Annotated in this window: 19 protein-coding genes; 9 read left to right on the top strand and 10 right to left on the bottom strand. The window is 36.8% G+C overall.

Annotated features, from left to right (window positions below; genetic code table 11):
• Nucleotides 1–3 precede the first annotated feature (3 nt).
• Together gap and D017_RS08215 are read left to right on the top strand one after the other, a co-directional pair.
• Entirely contained in the window at nt 4–1,005 is a 1,002-nt protein-coding gene (gene gap / locus D017_RS08220; RefSeq protein WP_035335854.1) for a type I glyceraldehyde-3-phosphate dehydrogenase, read from the top strand.
• A gap of 32 nt (nt 1,006–1,037) precedes the next feature.
• Nucleotides 1,038–3,260: a response regulator gene (locus D017_RS08215; protein ID WP_035335853.1), complete on the top strand. Its 2,223-nt coding sequence runs from the start codon at nt 1,038–1,040 to the stop codon at nt 3,258–3,260.
• 26 nt (nt 3,261–3,286) lie between these two features.
• Here the strand turns inward: D017_RS08215 and lpxK are convergent, their stop codons facing one another.
• Complete coding sequence (gene lpxK / locus D017_RS08210; protein ID WP_035335851.1) at nt 3,287–4,297, bottom strand: tetraacyldisaccharide 4'-kinase; 1,011 nt, start codon at nt 4,295–4,297, stop codon at nt 3,287–3,289.
• Nucleotides 4,298–4,330: 33 nt separating this feature from the next.
• Here lpxK and D017_RS08205 point away from each other — a divergent pair, with 33 nt between their 5' ends.
• From D017_RS08205 to msrA, 3 genes are all read left to right on the top strand, one after another.
• Nucleotides 4,331–5,425, top strand: coding sequence for a Nif3-like dinuclear metal center hexameric protein (locus D017_RS08205; RefSeq protein WP_035335849.1), 1,095 nt, complete (start codon nt 4,331–4,333; stop codon nt 5,423–5,425).
• A gap of 3 nt (nt 5,426–5,428) precedes the next feature.
• Nucleotides 5,429–6,208: a zinc ribbon domain protein gene (locus D017_RS08200; RefSeq protein ID WP_035335847.1), complete on the top strand. Its 780-nt coding sequence runs from the start codon at nt 5,429–5,431 to the stop codon at nt 6,206–6,208.
• Nucleotides 6,209–6,418: 210 nt separating this feature from the next.
• On the top strand, nt 6,419–7,075 hold the full coding sequence (gene msrA, locus D017_RS08195) for a peptide-methionine (S)-S-oxide reductase MsrA (protein WP_035335846.1): 657 nt from the start codon (nt 6,419–6,421) through the stop codon (nt 7,073–7,075).
• On the opposite strand, the gene D017_RS08190 is transcribed toward msrA, so the two are convergent.
• Nucleotides 7,072–7,875: a class I SAM-dependent methyltransferase gene (locus tag D017_RS08190; protein WP_035335844.1), complete on the bottom strand. Its 804-nt coding sequence runs from the start codon at nt 7,873–7,875 to the stop codon at nt 7,072–7,074. The two genes, msrA and D017_RS08190, sit on opposite strands and share 4 nt — an antisense overlap.
• A gap of 20 nt (nt 7,876–7,895) precedes the next feature.
• Between D017_RS08190 and D017_RS08185 the strand changes: the two genes are divergently transcribed.
• The 4 genes from D017_RS08185 (at nt 7,896) to D017_RS08170 (ending at nt 11,628) form a co-directional block, all read left to right on the top strand.
• Entirely contained in the window at nt 7,896–8,543 is a 648-nt protein-coding gene (locus D017_RS08185; RefSeq protein ID WP_035335841.1) for a flavin reductase, read from the top strand.
• A gap of 81 nt (nt 8,544–8,624) precedes the next feature.
• Entirely contained in the window at nt 8,625–9,443 is an 819-nt protein-coding gene (kdsA, locus tag D017_RS08180) for a 3-deoxy-8-phosphooctulonate synthase (RefSeq protein WP_035335839.1), read from the top strand.
• Between the two features lie 134 nt (nt 9,444–9,577).
• A complete protein-coding gene (gene rpoN, locus D017_RS08175; RefSeq protein WP_035335836.1) occupies nt 9,578–11,023 on the top strand; it encodes an RNA polymerase factor sigma-54 in 1,446 nt (481 codons plus the stop codon).
• A complete protein-coding gene (locus tag D017_RS08170) occupies nt 11,023–11,628 on the top strand; it encodes a hypothetical protein (RefSeq protein ID WP_035335834.1) in 606 nt (201 codons plus the stop codon). The genes rpoN and D017_RS08170 overlap by 1 nt, the downstream gene beginning before the upstream one ends.
• Before the next feature lie 35 nt (nt 11,629–11,663).
• On the opposite strand, the gene D017_RS08165 is transcribed toward D017_RS08170, so the two are convergent.
• The 8 genes from D017_RS08165 to D017_RS08130 form a co-directional block, all read right to left on the bottom strand.
• Nucleotides 11,664–12,347: a porin family protein gene (locus D017_RS08165; protein WP_225969285.1), complete on the bottom strand. Its 684-nt coding sequence runs from the start codon at nt 12,345–12,347 to the stop codon at nt 11,664–11,666.
• A 122-nt stretch (nt 12,348–12,469) separates the two neighbouring features.
• On the bottom strand, nt 12,470–12,943 hold the full coding sequence (locus tag D017_RS08160; protein ID WP_035335832.1) for a biopolymer transporter ExbD: 474 nt from the start codon (nt 12,941–12,943) through the stop codon (nt 12,470–12,472).
• A gap of 24 nt (nt 12,944–12,967) precedes the next feature.
• Nucleotides 12,968–13,582, bottom strand: a complete 615-nt coding sequence (locus D017_RS08155) for a biopolymer transporter ExbD (RefSeq protein ID WP_035335831.1) — start codon at nt 13,580–13,582, stop codon at nt 12,968–12,970.
• Nucleotides 13,583–13,584: 2 nt separating this feature from the next.
• Complete coding sequence (locus D017_RS08150; RefSeq protein ID WP_035335830.1) at nt 13,585–14,019, bottom strand: hypothetical protein; 435 nt, start codon at nt 14,017–14,019, stop codon at nt 13,585–13,587.
• 31 nt (nt 14,020–14,050) lie between these two features.
• Entirely contained in the window at nt 14,051–14,845 is a 795-nt protein-coding gene (locus D017_RS08145) for a MotA/TolQ/ExbB proton channel family protein (RefSeq protein WP_035335827.1), read from the bottom strand.
• Between the two features lie 441 nt (nt 14,846–15,286).
• The gene (locus tag D017_RS08140; RefSeq protein ID WP_035335826.1) at nt 15,287–17,245 is read right to left on the bottom strand and encodes an OmpA family protein; all 1,959 of its coding nucleotides are present in this window, start codon (nt 17,243–17,245) and stop codon (nt 15,287–15,289) included.
• Nucleotides 17,246–17,255: 10 nt separating this feature from the next.
• Complete coding sequence (locus D017_RS08135) at nt 17,256–18,170, bottom strand: type IX secretion system membrane protein PorP/SprF (RefSeq protein WP_035335824.1); 915 nt, start codon at nt 18,168–18,170, stop codon at nt 17,256–17,258.
• Nucleotides 18,171–18,202: 32 nt separating this feature from the next.
• Nucleotides 18,203–18,969: T9SS C-terminal target domain-containing protein (locus D017_RS08130; protein WP_035335822.1), on the bottom strand; the 767-nt coding region annotated here is incomplete at its 5' end.

The raw sequence follows: 18,969 nt of genomic DNA, 5'->3' as shown, positions 1-18,969 counted from the left end.
AGAATGACTAAACTTAAGATTGCTATCAACGGTTTTGGTCGCATAGGTCGTACCGTGTTTAGACTTATTGAGGAACATCCAGCAATGGAAGTAGTCGCAATTAACGATCTAGCAGACGCACGTACTTTATCACACCTTCTCAAATACGACAGTATTCATGGTGTTTTAAAAAAAGAGGTGTCTCATGGTGATCATACAATTATTATTGGTGAAAAATCTATCCCACTATATAACGAAAGTAAAATAGGCAACATTCCTTGGAAGAACACCTCCCCGGATATTGTGATAGAAAGTACAGGTAAGTTTAAAACAAAAGAGCACCTTAAAAATCACATAGATGCTGGAGCGGCAAAGGTAATTTTGAGCGTACCTCCACTTGATGAAGACATACCCATGATTGTAATGGGTGTAAATGATCATGAAATAAAAGAAACTGACACTATTATTTCTAATGCGTCGTGTACTACAAATAATGCAGCACCTATGGTGCAAATTATAGATAACTTGTGCGGTGTAGAACAGGCATACATCACTACAATACACTCTTACACTACAGATCAAAGCTTACATGATCAACCTCATAGAGATTTAAGAAGAGCACGAGCAGCAGGACAAAGTATTGTACCTACTACTACTGGAGCAGCAAAAGCTTTAACAGGCATTTTCCCCCATCTCTCTGATGTAATAGGAGGGTGTGGAATACGCGTGCCAGTACCTAATGGATCTCTTACAGACATTACTTTTAATGTAAAAAGAGACACCTCCATTAGCGAAATTAACGACGCTATGCGCAAAGCCTCATTAGGAAGATACAAAGGTATTGTATCGTATACTGAAGACCCTATAGTATCAATAGACATTGTAGGAAACCCCTACTCTTGTACTTTTGATTCACAAATGACATCTGTAATAGGTAAGATGGTGAAAATTATAGGATGGTATGATAATGAAATGGGATATTCTAGCAGATTAGTTGACTTAATACTACGGATTTCTACAAAATAATATATATTGCAGTTGAATAATCAGAATTTCTTATGAATTTGCTATTAGTACGTTTTCTTCTAGCGCTTCTTCTTTCTTATCCTGTGATAAGTATTGCCCAAGAAAGAGAGAATATAGAGGAAACGCTTACCAATGATAAAATAGACTCGCTTCTCAAGCGAGCTGTAATTGCAGTTTCCGATCGCAATTACAACCATGCCATTGACATACTAAAGTATTCTAGAGATCTAGCAACAGACATAGGCCACACGAAGCGTGTAGGTCTTGCCTCTGGAACCCTTGCCAAACTATATTTCCAACTCAACGATTATGAAAAAGCTCTTGTTGAAAATGAGCGCGCAATAGCTTTGCAAAAAGAAACTAAGAGCTTTGATCTCTTGGGACAGAGCTACATTACTGCAACCCAACTCGCGCTCATAAAAAAAGATACCACAACTGCTTTACAATATATCTCTAATGGTGTAACAACTCTCGAAAATAGCACACGAAATGACCTAAAGGCTCAATTATACACTTTAAAAGGCGACATTTTAAGGGATAACAAAAGCCACTTAGAAGCTATAACATCTTACAACAAAGGCATTGAGTATGCGAAAAACGAAAATAGCGACTACTTAAAAACTCAAGCTCTCACCAATAAAGCGCTAAGCCTTGCAGAATTAGGAAGACTTGAAGAAGCAGATGAAACCTTACTAGAGGTCGCAACGCTATTGAGTTCAAACAATTTCCCAAGCATCAGCACAACGTTATTAAAAGTCAAACATCTTTTAGCTCAAGGTCGTGGGAACTATAAAGAAGCAAATGATTACTTAACATCATACTATCAGTCTACAAATCAACATGCGCTTAATAAAATATCAAGCGTACCCTTACCCACATCAGACAGTCCAGAACTTGATGATATGGTGACACGATTAAAACAAAATATTGAAATAGAGGAAGACAGAAACTCTAGAGCTATGAGACTAACACTTGTACTCAGCATCGCTCTTTGCTCTATTCTTGCACTGCTCACGCTATCGTTATATAAAAACAACAACCTGAGAGCAAAAGCAAATGAACTTTTACAAGCCAAAAACGTCGAGCTTGTCATTGCAAGAGATAACGCAGAAAAGGCTTCTATGGTTAAGGCACAGTTCCTCTCTACAATAACACATGAATTGCGGACACCAATGTATGCCGTTACGGGACTGACCCACTTACTCCTTTCTGAAAACCCAACGGAAGATCAGAAAAAGCACCTTGACTCATTAAAGTTTTCTGGAGAGTACCTACTTTCTCTCATAAACAACATTCTAGATCTCAACAAACTAGAAGCAAATAAAGTAGAGGTTGAAGAAACTTCCTTTAATATAAAGAAACGCATTGAAGACGTATTATTTGCTCTTGGCAAATCTGCCCGAGATAAAGGCAACAAATTACATATTGACTTTGACTCTAACATTCCTACAGAACTCCTAGGAGATCCATTAATGATCTCTCAAGTACTCATAAATCTAGTAGGAAATGCAATAAAATTTACCCGCGATGGTGACGTTTGGGTTCGTGTGCAGAAAATTAGTCAAGGCGAATCAGACATCAAACTTCACTTTGAGATAGAAGATAATGGAGAAGGAATCTCAAAGAAGAAACAAAAAACAATTTTCCAAAACTTCACACAAGGCTCTGTAGCAATTAATAGAAAATTTGGAGGTACAGGACTAGGCTTGTCTATTGTCAAAAATCTTCTTGACTTATTAAATAGTGAGATTGTACTTGAGAGCACCCTAGGTAAAGGAACCACCTTTAAGTTTGACCTTAATTATAATCTATCTAAAACAGCACCTGGCGAATCAAATGCAAACGATATGGCATACGAAATAGATTATAATGCCCTTGAAAATCGTCATATTCTTGTAGTAGAAGACAATAAAATAAACCAGATGATTACACGTAAGATTCTTGAGAAAAACAAGATCACGTGTGAGACAGCCGATAATGGTGAGATTGCTGTTGAGAAAGCTCGCACAGAGCAATTTGACCTTATTTTAATGGATATTCATATGCCTGGAATAAGTGGTATAGAAGCTACTGAACAAATACGTTTGTTTAATAAAGACATTCCAATACTAGCACTTACGGCCGTCACTATAGACGAAAATATTGATGAATTTCATGCCGTAGGATTTAATGACATCATCCCTAAACCATATAAGGTAGAAGAGTTTTTTCAAAAAATATACAACGGTCTTAGAAATAGTAAGGTACTTAGCTAGAACTTATTTCCTAGAAATTACTTAGTTTAAAAGCTTGAAACAAAGTTTTTAATATCTGCGGTTAACAATTCCTCACCATCAATAAAATGAGCTTTTATTGGTAAATAGTAGAGATCTTTCATCTTAAGTAGCGGACGAAGTCTCACATAATCTTTTTCTGTAGTAAGGATGCAATCCAACTTATCGAGCTCATTAACCTCCGAGTTTGTAAAATTATGATGATCTCCATACGCCTCATGAGAAAATGACAGTCCTTGACTAGCCAAGTAGGCCGAAAACGGCTTAGGATTTGCAATTCCCGTCACTAGCGTAACATTCTTTACCTTAAGGCGGTTTAGCGACACAGGCCCTAGTGCAGAATACACCTTCTCATCATATGAGATTGTTGAAAAATATACTTGCTGAGTTTTATTTACATCTAAAGACGCAACAATAGATGCTTGCTCTTTTGGACTTAAATTTTCTGGACACTTAGTTACAACTACAACGTCTGCCCTACCCGCACCAGCTCGAGGTTCTCTTAAATTTCCAGCTGGCAACAAGAAATCATTACTATACAAATCACTATATGCTGTTAATAGTATATAAAACCCAGCTTCTACCTTTCTATGCTGGTAAGCATCATCCAGAACTACAACTTCAGGAGCATTAACTTTTGACAATAATGTTTCGATACCAGTTTGTCGATCTTCACAAACTGCAACTTGGATATTTTTAAATTTCTGAGCAAATTGCAATGGCTCATCACCTACCATAGTTGCTTCATTTTCTGGATTAACATCGAGATATCCTTTAGTTTTTCGGCCGTAGCCTCTACTAAGCGTAGCTACTCGATAATCATCCCGTAAAAGCCGAACTACAAACTCAGTCATTGGGGATTTTCCAGTTCCTCCCACGCTCAAATTACCCACACATATAACTGGAATATCATATTTTTTTGACTTAAATATACCAGTGTCGTAGAGCTTATTTCGCGTAAGCGTAACTAAATAATAAATTCCCGCAACGGGAAATAACAAGAGACGTAGTTTTCTCATAAAACGAAGGTATCATTTTTTATCTTTACCCTTATGAAGGTAAAAGATGTAAGTACTATAATTAATGAATGGGCACCACTTGCCTATGCAGAAGATTTTGATAACGTTGGTCTTCTTGTAGGGGATCCTCTGCAAGAAGTGACCAATATTCTTGTCTCACATGACGCACTTGAAAATGTAGTTGATGAGGCTGTTGCAAAAAACTGCAACCTCATTGTATGCTTTCATCCTATTATTTTCTCAGGATTAAAAAGGCTCACAGCAAGTAACTATGTGCAAAAAGTGGTTCAAAAGGCTATTAAAAATGATATTGCCATTTTTGCAATTCACACTGCGCTAGATAATGTAGAGCACGGTGTTAACTTTGGAATGTGCAAAGCTCTCAATCTATCAAACACTAAGATTTTAATCCCTAAACAGCATCATATTTACAAACTCACCACTTACGTTCCTCACGCATCTGTAAAAAGTGTGAGCGATGCTTTGTTTTCGGCGGGAGCAGGAAGTTTAGGTAATTATGAAGAGTGCAGCTTTGAGGTTGAAGGTAGGGGTTCTTTCAAAGGAAATGACAATTGTAATCCTGTAATAGGCCAAAGAGGCTCGAGACATATTGAACCAGAAACACAATTACATCTTACGTTTGAAAAGCACCTTAAGTCTAAGATTTTACAAACTCTTTTTGAAAATCACCCTTATGAAGAAGTTGCCTATGAGATTACTTCACTAGAAAATACGTTGCAAAATGTAGGCATGGGGATGATAGGTAATCTTGATAAAGAAATAAGTGAGGTGGATTTTTTAGCTTTCGCGAAAGCGCAATTCAAAACAGGCGGTATACGTCACTCACAATTAATAGGAAAACCTATAAAAAAAATAGCCGTACTGGGAGGAAGTGGAGCCTTTGCTATTAAAAGTGCAAAAGCTCAAGGAGCCGATGTGCTTGTAACTTCAGATTTAAAATACCACGACTATTACCAAGCTGAAGGCAGCATTCTTTTATGCGATGTAGGGCATTATGAAAGCGAACGATATACGAAAAACTTAATATGCGACTATCTTACAGAAAAAATTAGTACTTTTGCAATCATTTTATCTGAGGAAAATACCAATCCTATCAACTATTTTTAACGTATGGCAAAGAAGAAAGAAGCAACAGTAGAAGAAAAACTACGCTCGCTTTACGATTTACAACTTATAGACTCACGTGTGGACGAGATCCGCAATGTACGTGGAGAGCTTCCATTGGAAGTTGAAGACCTTGAAGATGAAGTAGCTGGTCTTAACAAGCGCATCGAGAAGTTGGAAAACGATTTAAAATTGGTGGACGACTCTATCAAGGCTAAAAAAATCCAGATAGATGACTCAAAAGCATCTATAAAGAAATACTCTGAGCAGCAAAAGAACGTACGTAACAACCGTGAGTTTAATGCTTTAAGTAAAGAAGTAGAGTTCCAAGAACTTGAAATTCAACTTGCAGAGAAAAATATACGTGAATATAAGGCCCAGATTGAACAAAAGGGAGATGTAATCACGCAAACTAAGGAACGTCTTGCAGAACGCGAGACTCACCTTAAGCACAAGAAAAACGAGCTAGATGCTATCCTTTCTGAAACAGAGAAAGAGGAACAAGCACTTCTAGCTAAAAGTGCGGAATATGAAACTAACATTGAAGAGCGCTTAGTTAAAGCTTACAAGAGAATCCGTTCTAGTGTACGCAACGGTCTTGCAATTGTACCTATAGAGCGTGGAGCTTCTGGAGGATCTTACTTTACAATCCCACCACAAGTTCAGGTTGAGATTGCTGGACGCAAGAAAATCATCACAGATGAGCACTCTGGTCGTATCTTAATAGATAGTGAACTTGCAAATGAGCAGCATGAAAAAATGACAAAGCTATTTAAAAAGCTGTAATCATTTTTTTTTCTACAATATCTAAAGCCTTCTATTTATTATAGAAGGCTTTTTTTGTGTTAAAAAATTTTTGCAGACTTGTAGTACTAAGGCTTTACACCATAACATTCCCCACTCGAACCTCATTTTATTACATCTCAAATTGATTAACAAAACGATAACAACAATCTAAGTTCTTATGAAGTAATTTTATACTCTTAAAAATATTGTATGAAAATCATTGCCTACCTCACTACACTTATCACATTTATGGCTTGCAATCATAATACCAAGCCTATGACTGAACCTACAGCCATGCTTGAGCCAGTAGAAGCAACATATCAAGATGGGCTGAGTAGAGCATATTTTGCTAGTGGATGTTTTTGGTGTGTAGAAGCAATTTTTGAAAGCGTAAAAGGAGTTGACGAGGCTATAAGTGGCTATAGTGGAGGAAAGGAAGACAACCCAACATACAAACAAGTAAGCTACGGAAACACGACTCATGCAGAGGCTGTAGAAGTAATTTACGATCCGAAGGTAGTCTCTTTTCAACAGCTAGTTGATGTGTTTTTTGGATCACAGAATCCGACCACAAAAAACCGTCAAGGACCGGATGCTGGACCACAATATCGCTCTATCGCTTTCTATCAAAACGATAGCGAAAAGAAAATAATAGATAAGACTATTGCTGCCTTAAACGAGTCTACCTACGATGGTAAAATAAGCACACAAGTACTACCTTTTCAGAAATTTTGGATTGCAGAGGCATACCATCAGGATTATGAAAAGAACAACCCAAACAACCCATACATTCAAAATGTATCAATACCTAGGTATAAACGTTTTGCACAGAAGTTTCCAGAATTACTAAAAGAAGATGCGCACTAAACTTTAGTAGCTTTTATCTCAAAAATTAATGGATATAAATGGTCTTTACTTTCGTAAAGGCCATTTTCATTTTTAATTAAATCTGGAAGAACATCATAAGGAGAAGCATCGTGTTCTTTTAGAAATTCTATCTTAAGACCCGCATCTATTAAGGCAGAGACCACCTCTCCTAAACCATGATTCCATCCATACTCTTTACTTGTTATAGCTGCATCAGGTTGAGCGTAAGTCCCCTCATATTCTTCGTAAACTGGTTCATCTTGATGATAACCATATTTCATTACTGGCTTATTTCCTGTATAATCAAACATCCAGACAATGGGATGAAACTCTACTATATAAAAAGTTCCTCCACTTCTTAATCGCTGTGCAATCATAAGCGCCCAAGGTTTCAAATCTGGCAACCACCCTATCACCCCATAACTCGTAAAAACAACATCAAATTGCTCATGAACATGGTTTGAAGTATCTAGAACATTACAGCACACAAATTCAGCAGACAAACCTAGTTGCTTGTTTAGCTTTCGCGAAAGCGTAATCGCCTCCTCACTAATATCTACCCCGGTAGCCAAAGCACCCATCCTTGCCCAACTCAAAGTATCTTGTCCAAAATGACACTGAAGATGGAGTAAACTTTTACCATTTACATCTCCCAACGCATCTAACTCATAGCTATTGAGAGAACTTTTACCATTCAAAAATCTTGGCATATCATAAAAGCTACTCTCTGCGTGGACAGAAACCTTCTTTTCCCAAGTTTCCTTGTTGGTGTTGAAGTAATCTTGAAACTGCTCTTTCATAATCCGTATTTTTGATAGTAATGAAAAAGATACTACATTTTGACGACGATGCCATAATCGCGATGGATAAGCGCTACCGTGCAAACTTTATTAATAGTGTTACCGGTTACAAAAGCGCAAATCTTATAGGTACCATATCTAAGGATGATCATGAAAATCTAGCGATTTTTAGCTCTATCACACATATAGGAAGCAATCCTGCAATGTTGGGCTTCATTATGAGACCTACCACAGTCCCTAGGCATACCTATACAAATATTAAAGAGACAAGAAGTTTTACCGTAAATCATATTAATACTGAAATCGTCTTACCATCTCACCAGACAGCGGCAGCATATGAGGAAAATGTATCAGAATTTGTCGCTACAGGTTTAGAAACTGAATATTTAAACAATTGGAGAGCTCCATTTGCAAAACAAGCTCACATTAAAATCGCCTGCGAATACGTAAACGAATACAAAATTGAGGAAAATGGAACTATCTTAATGATAGGCGCAGTCAAGGGAGTAACTTTACCAGATAACTGCCTGCAAGAAGATGGATGGATAGATCTAGAAACATCTATGGGAGTAGCCATAAACGGACTTGACGCTTATGCTTCTCCAAAAATTATAGACAGATTTTCTTATGCAAAACCTGATAAGCTGCCCACTTCTATCAAGAAGTAATTTTGCTCATCTCTTTTAATGCTATCTTTGTAACACCTATTTATTCCTAAGAAATACCAGGAAACAATTAAAATCTAAACGATGAAACTTTCTAACATACCTAAAATAAAACATACAGATGCCAATAACTTTTTTCTACTATGCGGACCATGCGCTATAGAGGGAGAAGACATGGCAATGCGCATAGCAGAGAAAGTTGTAAAAATTACTGACACTCTAAAAATACCGTACGTTTTTAAAGGTAGCTTTAGAAAGGCAAATCGTAGTAGAGTAGATAGCTTTACCGGCATAGGAGATGAAAAAGCTCTTGAGATTCTAGCTAAGGTTTCGGCAGAGTTTGATGTCCCAACAGTAACAGACATTCACGAAAGTTCTGACGCTGCTCTTGCGGCACAATATGTAGATGTACTTCAGATTCCTGCATTTCTGGTAAGACAAACTTCTCTTGTAGTCGCTGCTGCCAAAACAGGCAAAGTAGTAAACCTCAAGAAAGGACAGTTTATGTCTCCAGAATCCATGAAACATGCTGTACAAAAAGTACTCGACACAGGTAATGAAAATGCTTGGATTACAGATCGCGGAACTATGTTTGGCTATCAAGATATGATTGTTGATTTTAGGGGAATCCCTACAATGAAAGAATTTGCACCTACGGTACTCGACGTTACTCACTCGCTACAACAACCCAACCAATCAAGCGGAGTAACTGGAGGGAGACCAGACATGATTGAAACTATTGCTAGAGCAGGTATTGTAAATAATGTAGACGGATTATTTATTGAAACTCACTTTGACCCGGCAAATGCAAAAAGTGATGGCGCAAATATGCTTGATCTTGCACATCTTGAAAGACTACTAGGTAATCTTGTTGCAATTAGAAAGGTGGTAAACACCTTATAAGCTAGCGCAATACTAAACCATATAACGACACTTTAGAATCTCAAATATAAACGAGTATAACCTTTATTAATTAAAAGTTTGCTTAACATATATTTCTCATCACTGTTTATTGCTTTTTCGTAACTTCGTTTTATATGTTAAAACAACAACTTAATTTTAAACTTTCGCAAAAGCTCTCTCCTCAGCAAATCCAGCTGATGAAGCTTATCCAACTTCCTACGCAGGCGTTTGAACAAAAAATCAAACAAGAGCTCGAAGAAAATCCTGCTCTCGATAGCGGTAAGGAGGAAGTTAAAGATGATTTTGAAGAGTTTGACAATACAGACGACTTTGATGAAGCACCAGAGGTTGAAATCAATGTGGATGACTATCTAAGTGATGATGAAATCCCAGAATACCGCTTGAGTGCAAATAATTACAGTGCAGATGATGAGGACAAACAAGTCCCTTATGCATCTGGAACATCGTTCAATCAGTATCTCAAGACGCAGCTCAATACTGTAAGAATATCTTCTGAGGAGCGTGAAGTTGCCGAATTTATCATAGGTTCCCTTGATGAAGCAGGATACCTAAGACGACCACTAGCAGATCTTATGGATGATCTAGCCTTCACACAAAATATTTATACCTCTGAAGAGGTTATAGAAAAAATGCTTTTTAAGGTACAAGACCTTGATCCTGCAGGTGTAGGCGCTCGTAACTTACAAGAATGCCTAGTGTTACAACTAGACAGAAAGCCTGCTACCAAATCTATATCCCTAGCAGTTGATATACTTGAAAAGTCTTTTGACCACTTTAGCAAGAAGCATTACAAAAAGCTCATGGCTAAGTTTCACATAACTGAGGAAGAACTTAAAGATGCCATTAATGAAATAGAACACCTTAATCCTCGTCCAGGAGGTTCATACTCTAGTAATACAAAAATTGTAGAGCATGTAGTTCCAGACTTTACTATACGCATAGTAGACGGTGAGTTAGAACTTTCATTAAATGGCCGTAATGCTCCAGAGCTCAAAGTCTCTAGAGATTATAGCAATATGCTCAAAGGCTATAAAGAATCTAAAGAACGTACTAAAGCACAAAAAGATGCAGTAATGTTTATCAAGCAGAAGCTTGATGCTGCTAAGTGGTTTATTGAAGCCATTATACAGCGACAGCAAACACTTTTTGTGACAATGAGTAGTATTATGCACTATCAAGAAAAATACTTCTTGACGGGTGACGAGCGCAACTTAAGACCTATGATATTGAAAGATATCGCCACAGAAATTGGCATGGACGTTTCCACAGTTTCTCGAGTAGCAAATAGTAAATATGTAGACACTCCTTACGGAACAAAACTCATCAAAGAGTTCTTTTCTGAAAGTATGACTAATGACCAAGGTGAAGAGGTGTCTACACGTGAAATTAAAAAAATCTTAGAAATGGTCATAGACGAGGAGGATAAACGCAAACCTCTTACAGATGATAAACTTGCAGGTATTTTAAAAGAAAAAGGATATCCTATAGCTCGGAGAACGGTTGCTAAATACCGAGAACAATTAGACCTTCCGGTAGCGAGATTACGTAAACAGATTTAATGAAATTTTTCATACGTAGCTTTTCTTATATTTTTCACCCACTATTCATGCCTTTGAGTGGTGTACTCTACTACTTCTACATATCACCACGATATTTCAACAAAGAGTTTGTATACTCAAAACTTTTTGCGGCAGCCATAATGACCACCGTAATTCCCATTTTAAGCTTCTATATGCTCAAAAACCTTCAACTGGTCACAAGCATACACCTCAAGGATGTAAGAGAGCGTAAATGGCCTCTACTCATGCAAATGGTATTTACGTTTGTATTAATAAAATTAATATTTGACGGCTATGAGATACCAGCACTTTACTATTTTTTTATAGGCATTCTTGGAGCTAGTTCAGGAGCATTCTTATTATCACTTTTTAAATTTAAAGCTAGTCTACATATGATAGGTCTCTCAGGGGTCTTATTTTTTGTAATGGGACTCAGCCTTCACTATGGGTCTAATATGTTATATTGGATTGCATTTGGAATTTTTGCTTGTGGCGCAACGGCTACATCTAGGCTAGATGCAAGAGCTCATACACCTATTGAACTTATAATAGGATTTATTTTGGGAGCTACTTCACAATTTCTAGTCTACCCTTACTGGTTGTAGTAGGATTGTTGTCACGCTTTCGCGAAAGCGTACTCCTATAAGAAGTAAAAAACCAATCCCAATCTAATGACTTGAAGATTAACGCTACTAGCATCTATTTGCGCCTCATCATTGAACAGGGTACTCAAACCATAATATCCTTGAAAATTAAAGGCTCCATAACCAAAAGAGAATGAGGGCCCGTATTGGAAGCTATTTACCTCTGGCAAATCAGTACGGACAACATTAAGGTTATTGTCTTGAAAAGTGGATTTAAACCTAAATAAGTAACCCAACTTTAAGCCGGCATGTATACGCCAAAAGCTGTATTTAGTTGGGGTCGATGTGCGCCACCTATATTCGATTGGAAACTCAAGGGTATATGTTGTAAATCTATTGACATCCTCATCAACCTGGTCATCGAGAATTTCATAATTAGTCACCATATCAGTAATCGCTTCATCTATAAACAAGTTTTGATTATAGGTATCCACCGCAAGACCTATTCCTAGACCTATTGCCTTATTACGCCTCTTATTAATAGGAAAATCTCTAATAACTCCAGCTTGTATTCCAGCACTGAGACCATTTTGTTTAAAATCTGTTGGCTTATTACTTATTAAATTAAAAGTAACACCTACATAAACTTGATCTTCTCGATACAAAGAATCTACATCTTCCTCATATAGCACAACTTCTTCCTGCGCCAGTAAGCAAGAAGTGAGAAATAAAATGGACAAAAACAAGTAGTATTTCAAGTGGAAGAATTTCTAACAAATATAAGAGAAATGATAATGAGTATTAAAAATAAAAAAACGCCTTGAGTTGCCTCAAGACGTTTTTTTACTAATTTAATATCGGATTATTGCGATACAGCATCCTCCGTTTGTGTAGTAATATAAATTACTTTAAGCATGTTTGCTTGTCTAAGCTCCTGCTTCACATCATATACTAAACCTGAATTAGTTTCCTTATCAACTTTAAAGGCAACCATAACACGATCTTTAAGCTCATCTCTAAGCTTTTCACGCTCTTCAAGAATAGCAGGTTGTACTTCGTTTATATTTACGAATTTGTCTCCTATTTGAATTTTACCCTCTGTACCGAACTGCTTGTATCCCTCTCCAGGTTTCCCTCCGAAGATGTAAACACTTCTGTCCTTTTGTAGCTTCTCTGTTTGATCTGCTGCTGGTAAAATTTGCGCTACTTTTACGTCATTTTTACGTAACACTGTAGCCACCATGAAGAAGAATAATAACATAAATACAATATCTGGTAGGGAAGCCGTGTTTACCGCTGGTAACTCTTTTGACCCACCTTTTTTAAATTTTGACATAATATTTTTATTTTATAATTCTACTTATGATTGAGGATCTATTTCAGAAAGTTTCTGAGGATACATTTTCTTGATAACATCAAGTTTTTCTTTTGCACTCTCTTCGTTTCCTTTATACACTCCTTCGTCTATAGCTTTCTTTACTTCAGTAAATTTCCAACCGTATAAACGTTGTGACTCTCTATCACGTAAAGAATTGTATGCTCCTACTAGCTCATTTTGAACTGTAATGTACGTATCGTAAGATGTCTCACGGTCATTTTTTACAGTTACAATAGCCTTGTCTGGAAAGTCTGACGAACTAGGGTCGCGCTCTCCTTGACAGTAATCACAATACCCTTCTTGCCCTTTCGGTACACCTCCATTATCTAAGAAGGCGATAGCTGCCTCTTGGAGATCTTTGATCTCCATAGGCTTATCTTCAACCAAAAGCTCATCGTTTTTATTTACGATAACTACAAAAAGGTTTTTTTCTTTAATGATAGGAGGCTCCACATTCTCAGGTTGCTCTGGCGGTAACGCTCTTACTAGACCTCTATCTTTTTCAATGGTAGTAGTTACCAAGAAGAAGATAAGTAGTAAGAATGCGATGTCTGCCATAGACCCTGCATTAATTTCTGGTGCATTTCTCCTAGCCATAATTATTTATTTACAAGTTTCTTAGCTCCTGATACTAGCATAAGTACAATTGCAATTGCTGCAAGAATAAAGAATGCATTAATACCAGCGCTTACCCATTGTGAACCACTAGCAGATAGCATTTCTCCGTCTTTCATTGCAACTTCTTCTGCTCCACTTGCTGCGAAGTAAGATATAGCAACTACTAACAAGAATGCTCCAGCACCTATTAGTGTATTCTTTGCGTTACCCGAAAATAGACCTTTGACAACAAAAATCGCTACGAGCACTATTGCGATACCTATAACTATCCAAGCGAGGAGAATCATAATATCAACAAGGTTCTGTGAATCACCACCTACGATGGCTTCATTGTTTGCCCATACCATACCAGCAACAACAAGTGCTGCGATACCTACGATACCAACAATGATTTTTAAAATTTTATGTAATCCCATAATATGTATGAATTTTTAAGATTACTATATATTACTTCTTGTAACGTACAAGCATGTCCATCAATGTGATTGATGCATCTTCCATATCGTTTACGATACTGTCAATTTTTGCAATAATATAGTTATAGAATATTTGAAGAATAATAGCCACAATCAGTCCGAATACTGTTGTAAGAAGTGCTACTTTAATACCTCCTGCTACAAGTGCTGGATTCATATCACCTGCTGCTTCAATTCTATCAAAGGCTTGAATCATACCGATTACCGTACCCATGAAACCAAGCATTGGTGCAAGTGCGATAAATAATGAAATCCAAGATACGTTCTTTTCAAGTTGTCCCATTTGAACACCACCATAAGCTACAACAGCTTTTTCAGCAGCTTCTACTCCTTCATCTACACGGTCAAGACCTTGGTAGTAGATAGAAGCAACAGGGCCCTTAGTGTTACGACATACTTCTTTTGCAGCTTCAACACCACCACTATTTAATGCATCTTCAACATCTTGAGCTAACTTCTTAGTGTTAGTAGATGCTAGGTTAAGATATATAATACGCTCAATAGCAATTGCAAGTCCTAAAATAAGACATAAAAGTACAATCCCCATGAATCCAGGACCTCCTTCAATGAATCGTTTTTTCAAATCCTGCGTAAAAGAAAGCTCTTCTGCGGCAGCTTCTTCTTGAAAAGATGCACCAGCATCTACATTCGCAACAATTTGTTGGATTTGTACTGGAAGGGTTGTTTGTGCGTTACTGGCGTTTGCTGTGAATGTGCTTAACACTACTACAGCGGCAACTGCCATGATAGAGAATAATTTTTTCATTGCTCTTGATCTTAAAGTTTAAATTAGTAAAGGGTTAAATATAGTAATTAATTAGATTATCTGTAACAAATATAGAAAAGCATCGTCTTATTTTAATTACAATTAATTTAGTATGTAATTTATAAAGCAAGGTACTTACACCAAAATTTGAATGAAATACATCTAATTTTATCACAAAATAATTACTTCACGTTATTGTGAAATCTTTTGAGATAGCAAGTATATGAAAGTATGCTGTAATTTCTTACTACCTTGATACTTTTTTAATAGAAACACCTCATTATTGTGAAAAAATAATTCTTCAGTACTATATCTCGTGTTTTTCAGCGTCAAAAACACCAGTACATCTCAAAAATCTCATTTAGTTATTAAGCATAAAAAAGCTCTCAATCTAGATTGAGAGCTTTTTTACTTTGTAGGTAATCGTCTGTTTTTAATTAATTACATTTTCTCTATAATAAACTCAGACCTTCTATTTATTTGATGTTGTACTTCATCACATTGCACTCCATTAGAACATTCATTAAGTAATCTTGTTTCTCCAAAACCTTGAGCAGACAGTATTCTCTCTTTTGCTATCCCTTGTCTTATCAGGTAATTTTTAGTTGAGACTGCTCTTCGTTGCGATAGCTCCATATTATAACTATCATCTGCACGAGCATCTGTATGAGATTCAATTCTAATTTCCATAGATGGCTGCTGAGACATCAGTGTTACAATCTTGTTGAGCTCCATAGCAGCGTCCGGACGTATGTAGTCCTTATCGAGGTCAAAAAATATAATCCCAACCTTAATTTTAAGTTGACCACTATCTTCCACAATGAGCTCGCTTAACGTCTCAAGATCTAGGGGTACTATAGTTTCTGAGGAGATACTAGAAGTAACAATATTTTTTGAATTAGGAGTGTATCCTAATTTGTTCACTTTTATATCATATTGCTCAGCACAGTCCAGGTCAAAATTAAAAACATAATCTCCATTACTTTTACTTACGGTTTCAGAAAGTTTAACTCCATTCTCCCCATACAAAGAAACTGTAGCATCCGCTATACGTTCCTGCGTACGGCTATTAACGACATAACCTTTAACTAGCTGCTTACAATTCTTTACAACATCTTCTAAAGGAATACGCTGTATTGCATAAATATCATCGTCACCCACTCCTCCTTCTCTGTTTGAGCATACAAACCCTTGCTCTCCACTCTCATTAATAATGAAACCAAAATCATCTAGCTGACTATTGAGTGGTTTTCCCAAATTACGTGGAATTGAAAAAGTATTGTTACCTATATCGCTCTCAAAAACATCTAACCCACCAACACCTAAGTGTCCATCTGAAGCAAAATACATTACTTGATTTTCTATATAAGGAAACATTTCTCTTCCAGAAGTATTTACTTTAGGACCTAAGTTTTGGGGTGCAGAATAATTATTATCACCCAAGATGTCAACTACAAAAATATCTGTTGCTCCTATAGTCCCAGGCATGTCTGACACAAAATACAACTTTGTACCATCTTCACTAAGTGCTGGGTGACCTGTAGAATACTCACTGCTATTAAAAGGTAACTCGCGCACATCTAGCCAATCATCTTTGGCTCCTACACTATCATTCCTCTTAGCAGTATATAATTTGAGATGACTAACTCCATCCTCTCCCCTTCTCAAATCACCATCATAATTATTCCTCGTAAAGTATATACGTTTTCCATCTTTTGCGAAAGCTATAGTGGCTTCATGATACTTTGTATTGATAACGTCCGAAAAAATATCCTCTCGCTTCACTTCATTTTCGGCGGCATTTATTTGACCTATATAGAAGTCTAAAAAAGGTTGGTCATTCCAGTGGTACCTTCTTTTTATATAATAAGATGTATCTACCGCAGATGAGTATACTAGTTTAGATCCATAATATGTAGGTCCAAAATCTGAATACGCTGTATTTATTGACAAGTTTTTAAGCTCAAATTGCGCAGGAATCGCTAGCACATCTGCCAGAGTACGTTCTTTCTGAGCATAATCATCAATACGTTTATCATTTTTAGATGATGCTTTCGCGAAAGCTTTCATCCATTTTTTTGCGGCTTTATAATCTCCAATACCCTGAAGTGAGTGTGCAAATCGAAATAAATACTCAGCATCGACTTCATCTCTATATTGACTAACAAGCAGATCATACCACTTATAAGCCTCCTCCATATTAGTATTAAAGTAATATGAATCTCCAGCTTTCTGCAGGAGTACCATAGAGTTATCTCCTCTATCTATTGCTTTCTCATAAACAGCTGCCGCTTCAACATAGCGCATTTGTTCAAATAGCTTATCTGCGTTTTTGTATGTTTTCTGTGCAAAGAGAGAAACAGAAAAAAGTAGCAGAAGTATCGTAATATTCTTTGTCATTATTTATAATTTAAAAGAAACGAGGTGATTTAATTTTCTTTGTTTTTGAGATAAGATCAAATCTCATTGTAATCTCATGGCTTCCAGTATTAAATCGCTGTAGTTCTGTAGTAGTATAATCATAAGAATACCCTACCAATAGCTGTGGTGTTATCTGGAATCCAGCAAGACCACTTACAGAATCATCCCATCTATAAGAAAGCCCTAATCTTAGCTTTTCATAAAACATAAAATTTGCAGATAAATCCACAATAAGCGGGGCTCCCGTAACACTCTTTACAAGGAAAGCTGGTTTAAATTTTGTCGTACTACTAAGATCTGTGACAATACCTCCTATTATAAATAAGTGAAGTCTTTCGGCAGCTACAGTTTGCTGTATATCGTCATAGGTTTGATCGGTAAATAAATTTGGGATGGAAAATCCAAGATAGTTACGATCATTATGCCAGTAGACACCTGCTCCTAGAGTAGGTAAAAATTCGCTCACATTATTTTGAAAAAGGACATCTTCACTTTGAGCATTACCCTTAGAAAAATCAATATCTAAGAAACGTCCACCACCTTTTAAGCCAAACGAAAGCTTACGAGTGTCTGAAGTCATTATCGTATATGAAAAATTAAGATCTAGATACGTTTCCTTAGAGGGACCAAGTTCATCATTTGCTATTGCTAGACCAAGACCTACATGTTCACCTATTGGAGTGTCTAAAGAAAAGGTCTGTGTTCTAGGAGCTCCATCTAGACCAACCCATTGTGATCTCAATACCCCAATCGCAGAAGCATGACCTCTAGATCCAGCATATGCTGGATTTACACTCAATGTATTGTACATATATTGTGTAAACTGAGGATCTTGTTGCGCAAATAGCGTCTGGAAGGATAGACCTACTAAACCTACTATTAATACTCTAAGCTTTATATTCATACTTTTTATTTTTAGTGCTTATACACCTTAAATTATCTGTTTATATATAACCATCCTGCACGACCCGAACTTCCATCATTGAGGTCTAGAAGGTAATAATATGTACCTACTGGTAGTTTCTCACCTCTCTCAACGGTTGCTCGACCGTTTGAAGTACCGTCAAAGTTATTTTGATAGTTTGCTTCTTCAAAAACAACATTACCCCATCTATTATAAATGCGAAGAACGTTGTTAGGATAATTTTGTAATCCTTGAATAACAAAAGTTTCATTTACACCATCGCCATTTGGAGAAATTTCATTGAATATTTCCAAATCTTGTTCTACATCTAATACTGTAATAGTAGGATCATCTGGTTCACCATCATTATTCTCATCATTATCTGTAGGGTTTGTAGGATCATCCGAAACATCTGTTACAATGGCTCCATTTGCAGTCCTTGCAGTAACAGTAGCTGTGTTTAATACACTTCCATTAGCCACATCTTGATTAGTAAGAATATAACTAGCGCTAAATGTAACACTATCAGACTCCCCTATAGCTAGATCAATTGGACCTCCTTCTACAGTGACTAAGTTATCCTCAACACTTACGTCAAACAATGGCGTATTACCAGTATTTGTCACTGTAAACATGTAATCAATACGGTCACCTTGATCTACTATATTATTGAGATTAGTATCAACGTACTCTCCCATTTTCTGCAGAGAGACATTAGCTACTTCAAACATAGTTACCGTAGGGTCATCTCCTGCTCCAGTATCGTCTGCAGGATTAGCACTATCGGATACGTCCGTAA

This window comes from Dokdonia sp. PRO95 (assembly GCF_000355805.1).
GTDB lineage: Bacteria > Bacteroidota > Bacteroidia > Flavobacteriales > Flavobacteriaceae > Dokdonia.
Note: the sequence above shows the minus strand (reverse complement) of the source record. Positions and strands in the feature narration are given on the sequence as shown.